This is a genomic window from Marivivens niveibacter (assembly GCF_002150005.2).
Classification (GTDB): Bacteria; Pseudomonadota; Alphaproteobacteria; order Rhodobacterales; family Rhodobacteraceae; genus Marivivens; species Marivivens niveibacter.
The window spans coordinates 270436-285887 of the sequence record NZ_MSPP01000001.1 but is presented as its reverse complement, the minus strand read 5'-3'; the positions used below and the strand labels follow the sequence as shown (position 1 = coordinate 285887).

The 15452-nt window shown below is 55.8% G+C and carries 17 protein-coding genes; 7 read left to right on the top strand and 10 right to left on the bottom strand.

Annotation, left to right across the window (positions count from 1 at the left end):
• Positions 1 to 11: 11 nt before the first annotated feature.
• Complete coding sequence (gene flhA, locus BVC71_RS01460; RefSeq protein WP_420845596.1) at positions 12 to 2150, bottom strand: flagellar biosynthesis protein FlhA; 2139 nt, start codon at positions 2148 to 2150, stop codon at positions 12 to 14.
• Between the two features lie 182 nt (positions 2151 to 2332).
• On the opposite strand from flhA, the gene BVC71_RS01455 reads away from it, so the two are divergent.
• Genes BVC71_RS01455 through BVC71_RS01435 form a run of 5 tightly spaced genes read left to right on the top strand, consistent with a single transcriptional unit; the run spans position 2333 to position 5530 of the window.
• Complete coding sequence (locus BVC71_RS01455) at positions 2333 to 2941, top strand: LPP20 family lipoprotein (protein WP_240516744.1); 609 nt, start codon at positions 2333 to 2335, stop codon at positions 2939 to 2941.
• Positions 2941 to 4044 (top strand): hypothetical protein, encoded by a 1104-nt coding sequence (locus BVC71_RS01450; protein WP_086449858.1) that lies wholly within the window; start codon positions 2941 to 2943, stop codon positions 4042 to 4044. Before BVC71_RS01455 ends, BVC71_RS01450 begins: the two co-directional genes overlap by 1 nt.
• A 3-nt stretch (positions 4045 to 4047) precedes the next feature.
• Positions 4048 to 4767 (top strand): flagellar basal body P-ring formation chaperone FlgA, encoded by a 720-nt coding sequence (gene flgA, locus BVC71_RS01445; protein ID WP_086449857.1) that lies wholly within the window; start codon positions 4048 to 4050, stop codon positions 4765 to 4767.
• A gap of 36 nt (positions 4768 to 4803) precedes the next feature.
• Complete coding sequence (locus tag BVC71_RS01440; RefSeq protein ID WP_086449856.1) at positions 4804 to 5121, top strand: flagellar biosynthesis anti-sigma factor FlgM; 318 nt, start codon at positions 4804 to 4806, stop codon at positions 5119 to 5121.
• Between the two features lie 19 nt (positions 5122 to 5140).
• Positions 5141 to 5530: a hypothetical protein gene (locus BVC71_RS01435; RefSeq protein WP_086449855.1), complete on the top strand. Its 390-nt coding sequence runs from the start codon at positions 5141 to 5143 to the stop codon at positions 5528 to 5530.
• Between the two features lie 64 nt (positions 5531 to 5594).
• On the opposite strand, the gene BVC71_RS01430 is transcribed toward BVC71_RS01435, so the two are convergent.
• On the bottom strand, positions 5595 to 6218 hold the full coding sequence (locus BVC71_RS01430; protein WP_086449854.1) for an SEL1-like repeat protein: 624 nt from the start codon (positions 6216 to 6218) through the stop codon (positions 5595 to 5597).
• Positions 6218 to 6655 (bottom strand): hypothetical protein, encoded by a 438-nt coding sequence (locus tag BVC71_RS01425; RefSeq protein WP_086449853.1) that lies wholly within the window; start codon positions 6653 to 6655, stop codon positions 6218 to 6220. The genes BVC71_RS01430 and BVC71_RS01425 overlap by 1 nt, the downstream gene beginning before the upstream one ends.
• Before the next feature lie 177 nt (positions 6656 to 6832).
• On the opposite strand from BVC71_RS01425, the gene BVC71_RS01420 reads away from it, so the two are divergent.
• Together BVC71_RS01420 and BVC71_RS15405 are read left to right on the top strand one after the other, a co-directional pair.
• Positions 6833 to 7303 carry a hypothetical protein gene (locus BVC71_RS01420; protein ID WP_086449852.1) on the top strand — a complete coding sequence of 157 codons (471 nt, stop codon included), beginning with the start codon at positions 6833 to 6835 and terminating at the stop codon, positions 7301 to 7303.
• Between the two features lie 47 nt (positions 7304 to 7350).
• Complete coding sequence (locus BVC71_RS15405) at positions 7351 to 7518, top strand: hypothetical protein (RefSeq protein WP_165767700.1); 168 nt, start codon at positions 7351 to 7353, stop codon at positions 7516 to 7518.
• 6 nt (positions 7519 to 7524) lie between these two features.
• Here the strand turns inward: BVC71_RS15405 and BVC71_RS01415 are convergent, their stop codons facing one another.
• The 7 genes from BVC71_RS01415 to BVC71_RS01385 all read right to left on the bottom strand — a co-directional run bounded on the left by BVC71_RS01415 (position 7525) and on the right by BVC71_RS01385 (position 15438).
• Entirely contained in the window at positions 7525 to 7731 is a 207-nt protein-coding gene (locus tag BVC71_RS01415) for a hypothetical protein (protein ID WP_086449851.1), read from the bottom strand.
• Entirely contained in the window at positions 7728 to 8069 is a 342-nt protein-coding gene (locus BVC71_RS01410; protein ID WP_086449850.1) for a hypothetical protein, read from the bottom strand. Before BVC71_RS01410 ends, BVC71_RS01415 begins: the two co-directional genes overlap by 4 nt.
• Before the next feature lie 5 nt (positions 8070 to 8074).
• The gene (locus BVC71_RS01405; RefSeq protein ID WP_086449849.1) at positions 8075 to 8470 is read right to left on the bottom strand and encodes a flagellar export chaperone FliS; all 396 of its coding nucleotides are present in this window, start codon (positions 8468 to 8470) and stop codon (positions 8075 to 8077) included.
• Positions 8471 to 8595: 125 nt separating this feature from the next.
• The gene (locus BVC71_RS01400; protein WP_086449848.1) at positions 8596 to 11793 is read right to left on the bottom strand and encodes an Hpt domain-containing protein; all 3198 of its coding nucleotides are present in this window, start codon (positions 11791 to 11793) and stop codon (positions 8596 to 8598) included.
• A 59-nt stretch (positions 11794 to 11852) separates the two neighbouring features.
• Positions 11853 to 12260, bottom strand: a complete 408-nt coding sequence (locus BVC71_RS01395; protein WP_086449847.1) for a response regulator — start codon at positions 12258 to 12260, stop codon at positions 11853 to 11855.
• Positions 12261 to 12320: 60 nt separating this feature from the next.
• Entirely contained in the window at positions 12321 to 14816 is a 2496-nt protein-coding gene (locus BVC71_RS01390; RefSeq protein WP_165767699.1) for a methyl-accepting chemotaxis protein, read from the bottom strand.
• 91 nt (positions 14817 to 14907) lie between these two features.
• On the bottom strand, positions 14908 to 15438 hold the full coding sequence (locus BVC71_RS01385) for a chemotaxis protein CheW (RefSeq protein ID WP_240516743.1): 531 nt from the start codon (positions 15436 to 15438) through the stop codon (positions 14908 to 14910).
• Between the last annotated feature and the right edge of the window lie 14 nt (positions 15439 to 15452).

Genomic DNA, 15452 nt, shown 5'->3' with positions numbered 1-15452 from the left:
GTTTACCTCACTCAACGGGCGCCATTAGGGGCGGGAATGCCGGCCTGACCGCCGATAACGGCGACGACCTCGACTCGACGGGTATCGGGTAGTTCATTGATGCCAATCACGATGGCATCAGGCATGTGCGGGCGCAGGAACGCGGCGAACGAACGGCGCAGCGGGCTGGCGACCACGATCACAGGTGTGCGACCTTCGCCTGCGGCTTTGTCGGCAGCTTCGGAGATCGACGTGATCACCGTCGATGCCAGACCATTGTCCACCACGAGACCACCATCCAGATCACCCGCCTGACGGGCGCGGATCAGGATCTGTTCTAGTTCGGGGTCCAGTGTGATCAGCGGCAAAGGCTGCGTAATCGACCCCAGCTGCTGCAACAAAAGCGGCGTCAGGGATGGGCGCAACGCTTCGGCCATTTCAATAGGCGGCAGATTGCGGCCCGATAGTTCGGCCAGACCTTCCAAGATGCGGCGCAGGTCGGAAATCGGGATACGGCCCGCCAGTAGATGACGCAGAACAGCCGTCAGCGTGTGCAAAGGCACCAGTTTCGGCACAACCGAAGTGACCAAAGTTGGCGTTACCTTGGACAGGTTATCCAGCAGCGCCTGAACGTCATCAGGGCCAATCAGGTCCGCCGCGTTGGATGTCACGACTTGGCTTAGGTGCGTTGCGATCACCGATTCAGGTTCTACAACCACATAGTCGTCGGATTCCGCTTCGGTCACCTGCTGCGGTAGGATCCAGATGGCGTCCATACCGAACGATGGGTCTCTCACTTCGATCCCGCGCAGTTTGCGGACCGATGCACCACCGGGCAATGCCAGCTTGCGGTCAGGATAAACCTGATCTTCGCCAACAATGCGGTGGCCTATACGGATGCGATAGGAATTAGGCGGAAGGCTCAGGTCATCGCGGATACGCACGCCCGGCACGACAAAGCCCATCGCCTTGGACAGATCTTTGCGGATGCCAGTGATACGCGACACCAGCGCACCATTTTCGCCGCCCGCCATCTGGATCAGGCCATAGCCGATCTGGAGCGAAATCGGAGCATTGTCGGTGACGTCTTCGGGTACGATACCTTCGCTGGATTCATCACCACCAGCTGGAGCCGCCGCAGCGCCGCCCGCCTGAGGCGCAGCCCCTGGCATAACTTCGCCTTCGACCGCCTCATCCCCGTCTTCACGGGAAAAATACGCCATAGCGCCAGCGCCAGCAGCAGCCAGCAGGAACAGGACATTCGGCATACCAGGCACCATACCAAGCAGCGCCATAACGCCCGCCACAGGCACCCACGCGCGGCGCAGGCTCATCTGTTTACCGATCAGGTCGGCCATGTCGTGGCTGGACGATACACGGGTCACGATCACCGCAGTTGCAATCGACAGCAGCAAGGATGGGATCTGTGCGACCAGACCGTCACCGATGGACAGCAGGATATAGGTTTGCGCCGCATCCCCTGCCGACAGGCCATGCTGGATGGTGCCGATCAGGATGCCGCCCAGCACGTTGATGACCAAAATAAGGATACCGGCAATCGCGTCGCCTTTGACAAATTTCGACGCACCGTCCATCGCACCGTAGAAATCTGCCTCGGCAGCGACGTCAGCCCGACGCACTTTGGCGTCTTCGGGTGTCAAAAGTCCGGCATTCAGGTCGGCATCAATGGCCATCTGTTTGCCAGGCATCGCGTCCAAAGTGAAACGTGCGGACACTTCGGATACGCGGCCCGCACCTTTGGTAATCACCACAAGGTTGATAATCACAAGGATTGCAAACACCAAAAGACCAACAAGGAAATTCCCCGCGATCACGAATTCACCGAAGGCTTGGATCACCTTACCCGCCGCCGCGCTACCTGAATGGCCTTCACTTAGAACGATGCGGGTCGATGCTACGTTCAGTGCCAGACGTAGAACGGTCGCGATCAGCAAGATGCTGGGAAAGCTAGAAAAATCTAGTGGTCGGTAGCTGTGCAGCGCTACCATCAGTACCAACAGGGACAGAACGATATTGGACACGAAAAACGTATCCAGCAGCACAACAGGCAGTGGCAGAACCATCATCGCCATGATCGCCAAGATGCCGATTGGCAATGTCATGTCGCCCAAACGGCCCAACATAGATGTACGCGCAACTGTCGCCATTATGATAAACCTTTAGATGTATTCAGGATCTGGGATCGCATTGGGTGTCAGGTCCGATTGTCGATTTCATTCGGACGTTGATCTGCAAAGGCCGTGCCAGTTTGTACGGTTGAGGGCGCTGAAAACTTGGCACGGGGTTTGCAGACCCAAGGGCAAATCGAACCCGCCCTCTAGGAGCCGAACCCGTGACACTAAGACAGTACAAACGCCCCGCGCTGATCGGCCTTGCCGTTGCGCCACTGTTGGCGGCCTGCATGGATACCAACATGACAGCCCAAGACGCCCTGCCCGAAGATCCCAGCGCCTACAGCGCAGAAATCGCGCAACTGCGTGACGATCTGCAAACACTGGAAACTGCGGGCACAACGATCGCAGAACCAACCCGCGTCGCGGCCCCTGTGGTAGTTCATACCGCCGACGGCCAACCAACCGCTACCGCGCCGGATACAACTGTCGCGATGCCATTTATGATCGAAGGTCTGGGGTTTGCCCAAATCGCAAATCAGCCTGGCGCAACGACAAATCAAAAACGTCTGATGGCTCTGCGCGCCGCACGTCTGGATGCGCTGCGTGACCTGACAGAACAGGTACATGGCATTCATATCAACGCGTCGACCACCGTTGGTCAGGCCCGTGTGATCAGCGATACCCTGTCTGCATCGGTCGATGGCACCATCCGCGGCGCCCGTACCGTATCTATTAATCCCAAAGGCTCTGACGGCTACGAAGTTAAACTCGCGCTGGACGCCGACACGGTCGCTTATATCGTTCGCGCCGCCCAAGGAGCCCTGTGATGCTGCGCCGGTTTCTGATCCTGATCACTTCGCTATTGGTGCTGGCCCAAACGGCCTCGGCACAAGACGCCATTCGCGTCGAAGCCGAAGGTTTCGGATTTGTCACCGGCAGTAACGACACAGAATCCGCACGCAGACGCGCGTTGATGGATGCGCTGCTGAACGCCTCTTTGGCGGGCGGAGCCGCGATAAAGGCGCACAGCGTCGCTAACATGGGCCGCATTGAGCGCGATCTGCTGATCGTGCGCCCAACGGGCCGCGTGTTACAGCACAATATCATTCACCAATCTCTGAATGGTCACGTTTGGACCGTGCGCATTCAGGCGATGGTTGGCAATGACGCACTGACATCCTGTCAGGCGGCGAACAGGTTGCATATCATCACGTACCAGCCGCGCATATCCGTATCGCCGAATGCCCCGTTCTGGACGGAACAGGTGGCCTATGACGTGGTGCAACAGCTGTATGGTGTATTGGATCGCCACCGCGCGGTCGAAACGCTGCGGATCACCGACCGCGCGATGCCTGTCGGCCTGTCTGATGCCCGTGCCGCCCGCGATTACACCGTTCTGACCCAAGGCGACGTTCGGCTGACCTCGGGTGATTTCGGCTTTGCCCCTGATATCCGCGTTGATGTCGTGGCGCAAGGCCGCCGCAATTTCGCACAATTGACCATGGCGCTGGCGCTGGTCCATTCCGACGGCAACGTGACCCGCCACGATGTTATTCGCCAAACCCCAATCCCAGGCCCTAATGTTTTAGGCAATGCAACCGCCATAACCCAGCGCACGCGTGGTCAGATGATCACTGATCTATCCCAAGGTTTGGCACAAGAATTCGATGATTTGCTTAGCATTCAATCCTGTTCCCCGCTGACCTCTGTTCTAGCAGCGTCCGGTGACTATCTGTCGGTCGATGTTGGTGCGCGTCAGGGCCTGACACGTGGTGCCGTCGCATTTACAGCCGACCATGGGCATAGCGTCCAAATGTTGGAAATCGTATCGATCGCAAACCGTAACGCAACCTTGCGCCCAATGGACCCAACCGTATCCGCATCGCAATTGGTTGGCCGCCCCGTGCGGTTTTTGGAAACAGGTCTGTAACAGATGCGGGCGTTATGGATCATTGCCCTGCTGGCATCACCAGCAATGGCGCAAACCGATTACAGTCGCGGCATATCCGGCACTCAGGCCGCAGAGCTGGTGGCCGATGCCATGCGCGCAACAGGTATTCAGAACCCGCGCCCGAATGCCCCAATCCGCCCATTTCCAGCATGTAACGCGACGCCATCTATCGCCCCGTTAAACGGCGGTTGGGCGACAGCAGAAATTTCGTGCCCAAACCCGCGCTGGACCCGCGCGATGCGCACAAATTTACCGGCTCCGCAGTTTCAACCAGCCGACCGCCCGACCCGTGCGGTTTCGCCCGATGTTGATCAGATGATGGTCGTTGCGTTGAAACGATCCATGCAAATCGGCGAAATGATCGGCCCTGCAGACGTGACATTGGTGCCCCGATCAACACGATCAGCGGCAGATATTTTTGTTGATCCACAATTGGTTATCGGTCGCAGACTGAAATCCACGTTGGGTGCCGAACAAATTTTGCACCTACGTCACCTAGAACCCGACTGGCTGGTCCAAAGCGGCACGCCTCTTGCACTACAAGTATCAGTTGGGGCGATTTCAGTGGTTGCCCCTGGTGAAGCACTAGAAAATGGAAGGTTGGGCGATGTTATCGAGCTTCGAAATCTATCGTCCGGGGAAATTGTGAACGGAATCGTAAATGGCGAAAACTCTGTCATTCTACGCCCTAACATTCCTTAATTACCTGCCGTTACTGGCCACGAATGGAGGTCTCAGATGGTTGACTCAATTAACTCGGGTGGCGCCCCGCAGTTAAAGCGCGCTGCAGACGACGCCGCGAGCGCGGCACGTCTAAAAGGTAATAAATCCGCCGGAACGGCTGTTCCAGCGTCGCCAGTTGCTGGCGCGCCGGCGGGTGACACTATGGAAATCAAATCAGCGATTGTGAGCGTTCCTCAGGAGCTCAAGCAACCGCCGATCGAATTGGCTTTGGTGACCAAGTTGCAGGAACAGATTGCGAATGGAGACTATCCGATCGATCTGGACGCGATCACGGATAGCCTGTTTGAAAGCTACCTCGAACTGAATTCTTGACTACACCGGAGAGCACGGCATGACTTTGCCTGGATTGATGACGCCGACGGTCCTATACGCCGCCGTTGCCCTGCTCGGGGCTTTCGTGATTGCGTTTTACACCCTGCGTGTTCGCAAAGCGAAGGCTGCCGCATGCAGCCCAACAGAAAACGTGGATCTGATCGCACAGATCGATGAACGCCTGTCAGGCGTCGCAAACCGGATCGAAGCCCATCAGGCGGACCTGATCCACCGCGTCCATGACGACATCCGCAATCTGCAATCCGATATGGATTGGCTGGCCGGCGAACGTATGATCGAGGAAGCCATTGCAATGGCCCGCACAGGCCAAAGCGCGTCGCACATCAGCACCGAATTGGGTCTGAGCGTCGAAGATGCAGAAACCATCGCACGGTTTCGCAAACACTAAAATTTTTCAAGTTTGACCATCTAAATGCGGCCCTGTCATTTGACAGGGTTTCGCATTTTGTGGGTTAGCGGATTACGCGGCAGGCAGGTTGTGGAACGGTTGCTGTTTCGCACCAGTTATCAAACGCAACGCGTGCCTCAGTCTGGGCTTTGACTTGATCGCGTGCTGACAGGCCGCGGAACGTTTCATCGCGCAGCGTTGCAGCGGCATCCAGTCCCGCCACGACAGACAGCGATTGCCACACATAGGTTTGCACCAAATCAGGGCGCGGCAACAAATCCGATTGGATTATGGACATTGCAAGCATCGCTTTGGCGTCGCCCTGCGCAATTTTTGGTGCCAATTCCGCCGATAGAACATCCACCAATGCGGTACGTTCGTCGCGCGAAATAGAATCCACAACGCGCCCGATCAGCACCTCAGCTTGCTGGACGCCTTGCAGTTTTGCCCGCCATGCCCAAACAAAAGCATCGCTGTAATTCTGCGGCACGCCTTGGCCTGCATAGAACATGAGCGCCAAATTGAACTGCGCGCGGGCATTTCCGCCGTGTGCCAATTCGCTATATGCCGCAGCTGCGCCAGCAGGATCGCCAGCGGCATACATATCCATCGCCTCTTGCAAACTAGATGCAGGGGCGGCGGCAGCCAGACAGGCCATTACAGATGATATGACGAACAGCCGTTTCATCAGCGCCCCGCAACCATCGATAGACGTAAATACAGCAACTTGCGACGCGGCGCGCCGGGGAACCGCTGTTCATAAACAACGATCTGCGGGCGCGGCGTACCGACGGTCACAAAATCAATCGAAATGGTGCGCGGCAGGTACACGCCATAAGCGGCCAAAGTTTCAACTGGCCCAGCTGCGAAACGGTCGCGAAACTGGTTATCGATCCAAATCCGCGCCAACGCGCGACCCAAGATATCTGGCAAATATTTTTCAACATCTGCCTTATCTTTCAAATGGGTTTCCCGACGTACCAATGCAAAATCAACCGGCGCGGGTTCGTGCTGGTCATAGGCCGTTTGGGCATTGGTTTCTGTTTGTGTCGCGCGGGCTGGTAGCGTGTTGTTGAACGGCACCAATGCGCGGCTGGTCGGAGTATTCATCGGGTCGTGATCCATAAAGGGTAAACCTGTTACAGATCAAAACGGCAACTTGCGCGATTATGTTAGTTCCGATGGCATAGTTTTTGTCAAAAAAACTATCCTTTTGATTTTGACGATTTGGGCTTTGGTACAGCAACAAAATCGCAATTTCATCCGTAACTGAATATACAGATTTTCAATTTCGGACCCATCATGGACAGCAACAAAATCATCAGCTTTGTCGGCTTTATCATGGTCATGGTGCCTTTTGGCATGGGGCTGTCCGGCACGCTATCTGGTGCGCCGGAAATTGTGGTCGAAGAACCAGAGGTCGCCGTGACGGAACCTGTCGCGATGGGGACGCCAGACTATATCGCCTATCCGCAAATGACGGTCAGCATTCCGCAATTTGATCGCAAGGTCGCTGTGGGCCTGTCCTTCATGGTGGATCAAGGCACTCCAATCGCAGAAGGTCTGTGGGAATCCATCGGTAACCGCGATGGACGTTTAGATGCCGTTATCACTCAGGCGATCGAAGAGGCAGGCCTTCAGGCGCGCGACACACAGCAATTGCGCCGCCTTATCCCCACAATGGTTCGTCATGCGGTGAACCTACAGGTAGGAACTGACGAAGACCCCAGCCCCGTCCGCGAAGTATTGATTACCTCTTACGCGATGCAATGATGGCATGAAATTTGCTCTGAGACTGTGACCCAGTAAAGGAGCCTGCCATGAATACCCAACCACGCACCCTTACCCGCGCTGTTCCCGTTCGGCCTGCACCGGCCCCTGCCCCGCAAGCGGGTACAGTTATGATCGAAATCACATCGTTCGATGACCACGGGCGCGAAACCACGCGGCACGTTCCGGTGTCTGACTATTTGAATGACGCTAAATAACCCGGCCTAGTGCCGGGTTTTCCGCCACATCCAGTATTTCACGAAAAAACCTGGAACGCCGACAATCGGTACGATCATTGCGATCGTCATCGGTGTCGGCGTTATTGCACCAAAAGGTGTGGCGATGTCGGGCATAAACCCGATCAAGAATATCAGGGCAGCAGCAGACGGCAGAAACACCCGTAAAAACAGGCATAGACGGCAGGCGGTCATGACCGCCCACCTGGCATGGGGCGTACCGATTCAGTACGGCGATACGCAGGGCGGTTTCTATCGCCCAGGCGCTGCCCACGCAGTTTATCTTTTAGGATGTCCTCGGCGGTGCGTACGGTGCGCTCTGCGGCCAGCAGAGCCTGTCTGAGCGTCGCCTTATCACCTTCGGTCATGGCGCAACCCTGCATACGGTCGGCCATGTAACGTAGGCGATTGCTTAGCTCCATCACCAGTTCGTTTTCGCCTTTTTTCGCGGCATCCAAAACGTCATGGCCTAAACCACCCATCAGGATGGCCAACATGGCTGGACGTTCGACATGAGCGCGTTTCAGGTCCATGTGGATCACTCCGGCGCCTTTGCCTGTCCGCCGATTTCATCCCACGCGGACAGGATACCTGCGATATGCTCTGCGCCTTGTTCCAGCTGCGCATCAGGGTTCTTGGCGAATGCCTCTGCGACCTGAAGACGGCAGAATTCGTAAACGCGGAACAGGTTGGTTGCGATCTCTCCGCCTTTGTCGAAATCCAGACTGCTTTGCAGAATATAGATCGCGGTAAACGCGCGGTTGACGTGCTGCGAAGGATAGGCCCCACCATTGGCTTTGGCCGCTGCCATCACCCGCAAGGATTTTTCCAGTTCGCGCAATGTCACGCCAATGATTTCGTGCGGATCGGTAGGTTCGACCGGTTTGATCGTTTCGGCCTTTCGATAGGACGATCTGGCGTTTGCAAATGTCATCTCGACACCTCTCCTGACATGGGTCCGCGTTTCCTCGTGGTTAAGTTAAAGAACGTCAGATCCAGAAAAATGTTAGTCTGGGACGCCAACGAAAAACGGCGCCCCTAGGACGCCGTTTGCAAAAGTCATGCCGCTTCGACCGCATCTGACATTAAAGAGTTTGTCGAAAGCACCATTCCGACCTCGCCCCCTGCTAAAAGCGCGATACCGGTCAGGTTTCGCATCTGCCGCAGCACCCCGCGCAGCGGACGCAACAGCACAAGCTGCTGACCCAGCAGTTCGTCGACAGGCACAGCCAGTGTTTTATCACCAACGCCCAGCACCACGAACACGCGGCGGTTTCCGTTGGCATCTGCATCACGCATGCTGGTGGCTTTGCGATCATCCATACAATGTACGCTGATCATGCTGCCGTCTTCCATACGCAGCACCATACGGCCATTCGCAGCGGAAATCGGACGCAGTGCGGATTCGCGTGGCTGCACGATCGACTGGATCGTATCGACAGGGATCACATACCGGATGCCGCCAATGCCCACGACCATGCCTTCTAGCACGACCATCGCCAAAGGCATCGAAATGTGGAACCGCATGCCTTTGTTGCCTGGCAACTCGATCAGGCGCAGATCGCTGGATGTCGATTTCAGATGCATATCCAGCTGGGTCCGTAGGCCCGCTTCGTCCATTGGCTGACCATCGTCTTCGATTGTCACCAAAACGCGTTCATCATCGCGATGGAACGACATGTGGATGTTCTGCGGCGCTTTATCGTCGGACAGACGTTCCGTCAGCAACACGCGCAGCATTTTACGCAAATGTTCCATCAGCGTCACGTCGATCGACATCTGACCGCCTGCGCTGGTCATTTTCGCCTCTGTCTTATTTTTACGCGACAGAGTGCCAACCAGTGCCTCTAGTGGGCGGATCAGCATATCCAAAGGACGCGAACGGATCGCAACGGTCTGTTCTTGCAGATGCGCCATCTGGCTGACCAACTGCGCTTCGACCTGCGCGGCCTCTTGCAGACGCGAGGTAAATTCAGACACCACCTTGCGGATGGTCGAACTGCTACCTTCAAGGTCTTTGTCTGCCATGCGCAGCGCGGCTTCGACGCTTTCTGCCAATCCAGTTTCCGCCAGATCAGACAGCATATGGTTCACCATCGCTTGGCTTGCGGCGACTTCGGAAATGCTTTCCAACATTTCAGAGGTCAGGCCTGGACCTTGGCTGATTGGCTGATCCACATCACCAGCAAGCGAACCTTCGTCTTCCGATACTTCGGCAGCGTGGTCCTCTAGCGCTTCGTCGATGGATAGCAATTTACCGGACGGATCCATTTCGGTCAGCGCCGAAAGAACCTCGGTTTCGTCCAAAGGCGATGCGATCAAGAAATCGAACAGCGTTTCTTCGTCACGGAAAACGGTGACGTTGGTGATCGAATGAATATTTGGCGCGCTGATCCATTCCAGAAACTTTTCCGCCAATTCGACATCGCTGTTGATGTCTGTGCGGATAATAATGAAATGATGGCTCGCTTCGATCGACGCAGACGCTGCACGCACGCTTTCGGGCGACAAAACGCGGTGGAAACGATCAGGCAGACGCAGGCGACGTTCAATCGCCGTCGCGGTCATTGTGCCTTCTTGGGCGAACGCCGCATTCGATGCCTGTTCAAACAGGATATCCAGATTTTCAGTGTCTGGAATTTCGCCCTGCTCTAACGCGTCGAAAACCAATTCGATTGTGTCGGTGAACCCGCGCGCGATGTGCATCAGGATGCTATCTGGCGCGGAATGCGATGTTTGAACGCGGCCGAACAAGTCGATCAGCGACATAGCCAACTGACCAGCTGTATCTAGTTTGTGATAGATACAAGCGTGGAAAATCAGGCGCATGTTGCGCGAAAACGCGCTGTAATGTTTATCGACTTCGCCGCCTTTTTTCAGACCGATCAGGGCGCCATCAACTGCTGCCAGCGTGTCAAAGGCATGTTCGGCACACCATGCACGCAGCAATTCGGACGGGCTGATCGACGATGCAGCGGCTTCGTCTTTCAATACACCTTCAACGGCTGCCAGTTCTTCATACAGATACAGTTCGGCAGCGCGATATTCTTTGGTGTTGGTTGCTTCTTCGATCCGTTTGGTGGCGTCACCAACACGGATAAGGCCGCGGCCATCACTGACTTCGCGGATGTGCGCAGCGGCTGTGGCAACACGCTCTGGGTTTGGCTCTTCTCCAACGCTCCAGTTCGTTCCGATATCGGACAATATGCCCAAAGCATCCTTGATCGCTTCAAAGAATGTCGCGTCAGAGGTGTTTTCGGTGATGACCTCGTCTGTCAGGTCCAGACGGGTCAACTCTTCTAGGCGCAGAACAAGGGCCGCTAGCAATTCGACGCCTGTTTCGGCATTGGATTCCGGTTGCTCCATAAACGCCGATAGCGTTTCAGCCCATTCATCTAGACCCATCTGTCCGGCGGCGTGATGCAGGTTGTCTGCCTCGCGCTTTGCAGCCGCGTAGGTGCCCGATACATCACCGGGGTAGTCGGTCATGAACTGGCGGAATTTCGCAATCGCGCCTTCGGACATGCCGCTGAAAATATCGCGATAGCTGGGGTCGTCGATCAGGCGTTTTGATGCAGCCTGTACCGGCATTTCAGCCTCTTCAACTGCTTCTGCGGCAGCTTCTTCTGGCTCATCAACCGCTTCGGGTTCGGCCTGCGGCTCTTCTGCGGCAACCTCTGTCTCTGCAGCTTCTTCTGCCACAGGCTCTTCGGGCTCTGCTTCGGCTACAGGTTCTTCGGCAGGTGCGTCTTCCGCGACCGTTTCTGGTTCGGCTTCAGCGACTGGTTCGGCTACGGCTTCCTCTGCCTCGGCTGGGGCAGCATCGCCACCAGCCGCAGCTGCGGGGTCTTCACCTTTGCAGCGCGCGATCTTGTCGCGCAACTGGTCCATCAACTCTTCGGAGCTGCTGCCATCAACGTCTGCGCGATTGGCGGACGTCTGTTCCAACATTTCGCGCAACACATCGCCTGCGTACAGCAGGATATCGATGATTTCTTCGTCCAGCGGCACGCCTTCGTCGCGGACCAGACCGATCAAATCTTCTGACAGGTGTGCGCGGCTTTCGACGGTCGCCAGACCCAGAACGCGGCTGTTGCCCTTGAAGGTGTGCACAGCTCGGAACAGGGCACTGACGTGTTCGCCAGCAGATGCTTCATCCCCTTCTTGCAGGGCAAGCAGAGCGTTTTCCATCTGGTCGAGCGATTGCGCACCGTCGTCCAGATAGAGAGCCCAAATTTCGTCCATTTCGTCAGACATAGCTATCTCACTTCAAGGTTGTAGTTGGCAGCAAAGAAAGAGCAATAAGCGTGCCTAAATCACGCGTTGGCGAATTGTTCGCGCATCACGCGCGCCAGTTCATCGCCTGCTTTTTCTTCTAGGTCGTGCGAAACGGTGCCCGATGGTTTTGCAACAACGCCATCTGCACCCAATTCGCGGGCTTTGGCAGCGTGGGCCGAACCCGATACAGCAACCGACGACAGCATGACGATTTTTGCGCGGGTTTTCAGTTTCGCGTGACGCAGGAATTCCAGACCGTCCATGACCGGCATCTCGATATCCAGCAGGATCAGGTCGATGTTCGGAACTTCGGACAGTTTATCCAGGGCTTCTTGGCCGTTGGATGCCTGCGCTGCTACTTTGAAGTCAGGTAGGGTCTTGATAAAGCTGGCGATGTACAAGCGCATCATCGCAGCATCATCGACGATCATTACGTTGTGTGTCATTTCGTTTTCTCCTGTAGAAAAGGTTGGGTCGATAACGCCGTCACCGACCCAAATACTCGATTAGAAGTTGCCAAAGCCGCGTTCGTCACGATCGCTATTGCGGTTCATCGTGCCGGTGCGTGCTGGTGCCATAGGTGCCATGTTGGCGTTGCCTTGGGCTGCCAGCATCTGCTGGATCTGCGCCATCATTTCAGGCGACACGCCATCTAGGCCAGGCATCGAAGGCATTGAGCTGACGGTGCTACGCAGGTCAAAGCGGTTAACTTCGTTGCGCATGCTTTCGGTCGCGGACTGCATCTGAGCAGCGGACGCCGCCAGCTCATCTGCCTGCTGGCTGGTTGCCAGTGCCGATTTCGCGATTTCCGAAACAGCCACGTTGATCTGTGCCACACCGCGGGACTGTTCGTCCGATGCAGTTGCGATATCGCCAACCAGAGTGCGGACCTTTTCGATGTCTTCGACGATCGAGGTGAACGCGCTGGATGTTTCGTCTGCGATACGCACACCATCCTGAACGCGGGTCGATGCGCTTTCGATCAGTTCGCTGGTTTCGCGTGCCGCTTTTGCGGAACGTCCTGCCAAGTTGCGAACCTCTTGGGCAACGACTGCGAAACCGCGACCGTGTTGGCCTGCACGTGCTGCCTCGACAGCGGCGTTCAATGCCAGCAGGTTGGTCTGGAATGCGATTTCGTCGATGACCTTGATGATCTTGGCGATATCTTGGCTCGATGCGCGGATACCGTCCATTGCGGTAACCATTTCACCGATCTTGACCTTACCGTCAGCCGCAACAGTCGACGCGCCGACCACCAGATCGCGGGCAGCAGATGCTGCGGTCGCGTTCGATTTAACTTGGCTTTCAGTTTCTTCGGTCGAGGACGATACCTCGTCCACCGAAGACGACTGGATCTGGCTGTTGGTTGCCAAGGCCTGCGACGACTGCGACATCTGTTCGACAGTGGTCGTGATCTGTTTGACCTGGCTGGTGATGGTGCCAAATGCAGCGTTCAGGCTGGTAAAGGCTGCTTCGAATGCTCGCATGATCGAACCGTAGGACCCGCGGAATTCTGCGGTGTTCACGGTGGTGTCCAGTTTGCCCTGAACGATGCCGTTCGACAGGCGTTCGATTTCTGCGATCACCTCGTTAAAGTTGGTGCTGATCGACATCATGGTGTTGATCACGTCACGGAACGCACCGTTAAAGTCGGATGGGTTCACATCGATGTCAAAGTTACCGTCAACAAGGCTCTGTGCGATGCCTTCGACCGACGAAACAACGTTTTTAAAGTTGCCGCGCACCTGTTCCATCGCGTTGTTGATGAACGCTTTTTGACGTGGGAACTGTTCCAGTTCAGCATCAAAGTTGCCGTTCGCCAGTTCCAGAACAAAGGCGATTGCCTTTTTCTTGGTTTCGATGTGCTGGTTCACCATGTCATTCACGCGGCGACCCACATCTTCGAATGTGCCAGTCAGTTTTTCGGTATCAACAACAACGTCGATATCGCCCAGATCGTGCGACTTGGCCATGTTGCGGATTTCGCCCAGCAGCGCATCAACGTTTTTCGCGTTGTCCTGCAGTACGGCTTTAACATCATCCATCGCATCGTTGATGAACGCTTTTTTGCGTGGGAAACGTTCCAGTTCAGCGTCAAAGTTGCCTTTGCCCAGTTCAACAGCAAAACCAATCGCTTTTTTCTTGGTCTCGATGTGCTGGTTCACCATGTCATTCACGCGGCCACCAACGTCGGCCAAGGTGCCCGACAGTTTGCTGGTGTCGACGATGTGATCGATGTCGCCCAGATCGTGCGCTTCGGCCATCTGGCGGATTTCGGTCAACAGAGTGTCAACGTTATGCGCGTTGTCACGCAAAATGGTGCGCATGTTTTCCATGGCTTCGTTGATAAAGACCTTTTTGCGCGGGAATGTTTCCAGCTCGGCGTCATAGTTGCCTTTGCCCAATTCAACGGCGAAACCAATTGCTTTTTTCTTGGTCTCGATGTGCTGGTTGACCATGTAGTTCACGGCGTGCAGCGCTTTGGCGAATTCGCCAGAGAATGCGGCTTCGTCGCAGACAACATCAATGTCACCCGCATCATGTGCGTTCGACATTTTTTCGATTTCTTCGACCATGCGGAACGCTTCGGAGGTTGCGTTTTTCGCGTCGGTCTGGTCGGACCATTCAACGATCACAGCTTGCAGGTCGCCGTTTTCGTCGAAACGCGGCACTGCAATGAAATCAAAGTGGTGACCGCCAACAGACAGCGCGCCGTCGTAACGGCCGTCCAGACCGCCGACCATGCCACGCTGGTGGGATGGGTCTTTGTGGAAATCGTCAACGCAGGTGCCTACAATTTTGCTTGCGCGGAAATTCGGCAGATCGTTACGAATATCGCCTTCCATTTTCTTGAACATGTCGACCGCTGCTTCGTTTGCGTAACGGATAACCATGTCTTTGTCAGCGATCGTGACGGGCGTACCCATCATGTCCAGCATTTGAGCGGAGTCCAGGCCACCGATCACTGCCTGGGCATCTTTATTCATCGTAGTAGTAACCATTTCATTGGTCCTTTCAGGAGTGTTGGCGCTTGCCTCAGGAGTGTCCGCTTTTGCGGTCTTGTTGTTCTTTTTTGCATTCATGGGTTCAGCCTCACAGCAGGTCCGGCGGCAGGGTCACATCGCTGTCAGACACCAGAACACCGGTATCCAACAGGATCGACACGCGGTCGCCGACTTTACCAATTCCGGAAATGACGGATTTGCCGCCTTTGCCGAATTGGCCGTGTGCATCCACCTGAGTTGGTGGAATTTCCAAAACTTCGGAAACGCCATCGACGATCAATCCGATCAAGGCGTCTTCGACGTCCATTACAATCACAACCGTACGGTCGTCATAGGGGCGTTCCGACATGCCAAAGCGCAGGCGCGCATCCATCAGGGGGATCACTTTACCACGCAGGTTGATCACGCCTTTGATGTAGTGGGGCATATCAGGCACGGACATAATCCGTTGCATGCCAACGATTTCGGTCACAACGCCGATGCCTACGCCGTATTCTTCGTCGGCTAGGGCAAACGTAAGGTACATATCATCGACGTTATCAGCGTCGTTGAATGCGGCCTCACCACGGGCGGCTGCCGCGGTCATGGCGTCTTCGGTTACTTCTGCAGCTTGGTTCATGGTGAAGTCCTCGC

Bases quoted from the DNA above. Each gene is read 5' to 3' on its own strand.
- BVC71_RS01410 (WP_086449850.1), bottom strand. From the start codon at position 8,069: ATGGACCTGAAACGCGCTCATGTCGAACGTCCAGCCATGTTGGCCATC.
- BVC71_RS01390 (WP_165767699.1), bottom strand. From the start codon at position 14,816: ATGGTTACTACTACGATGAATAAAGATGCCCAGGCAGTGATCGGTGGC.
- BVC71_RS01435 (WP_086449855.1), top strand. From the start codon at position 5,141: ATGACTTTGCCTGGATTGATGACGCCGACGGTCCTATACGCCGCCGTT.
- BVC71_RS15405 (WP_165767700.1), top strand. From the start codon at position 7,351: ATGAATACCCAACCACGCACCCTTACCCGCGCTGTTCCCGTTCGGCCT.
- BVC71_RS01405 (WP_086449849.1), bottom strand. From the start codon at position 8,470: ATGACATTTGCAAACGCCAGATCGTCCTATCGAAAGGCCGAAACGATC.
- BVC71_RS01415 (WP_086449851.1), bottom strand. From the start codon at position 7,731: ATGACCGCCTGCCGTCTATGCCTGTTTTTACGGGTGTTTCTGCCGTCT.
- BVC71_RS01385 (WP_240516743.1), bottom strand. From the start codon at position 15,438: ATGAACCAAGCTGCAGAAGTAACCGAAGACGCCATGACCGCGGCAGCC.
- BVC71_RS01395 (WP_086449847.1), bottom strand. From the start codon at position 12,260: ATGACACACAACGTAATGATCGTCGATGATGCTGCGATGATGCGCTTG.
- BVC71_RS01400 (WP_086449848.1), bottom strand. From the start codon at position 11,793: ATGTCTGACGAAATGGACGAAATTTGGGCTCTCTATCTGGACGACGGT.
- flgA (WP_086449857.1), top strand. From the start codon at position 4,048: ATGCGGGCGTTATGGATCATTGCCCTGCTGGCATCACCAGCAATGGCG.
- BVC71_RS01440 (WP_086449856.1), top strand. From the start codon at position 4,804: ATGGTTGACTCAATTAACTCGGGTGGCGCCCCGCAGTTAAAGCGCGCT.
- BVC71_RS01425 (WP_086449853.1), bottom strand. From the start codon at position 6,655: ATGGATCACGACCCGATGAATACTCCGACCAGCCGCGCATTGGTGCCG.
- BVC71_RS01450 (WP_086449858.1), top strand. From the start codon at position 2,941: ATGCTGCGCCGGTTTCTGATCCTGATCACTTCGCTATTGGTGCTGGCC.
- BVC71_RS01420 (WP_086449852.1), top strand. From the start codon at position 6,833: ATGGACAGCAACAAAATCATCAGCTTTGTCGGCTTTATCATGGTCATG.
- BVC71_RS01430 (WP_086449854.1), bottom strand. From the start codon at position 6,218: ATGAAACGGCTGTTCGTCATATCATCTGTAATGGCCTGTCTGGCTGCC.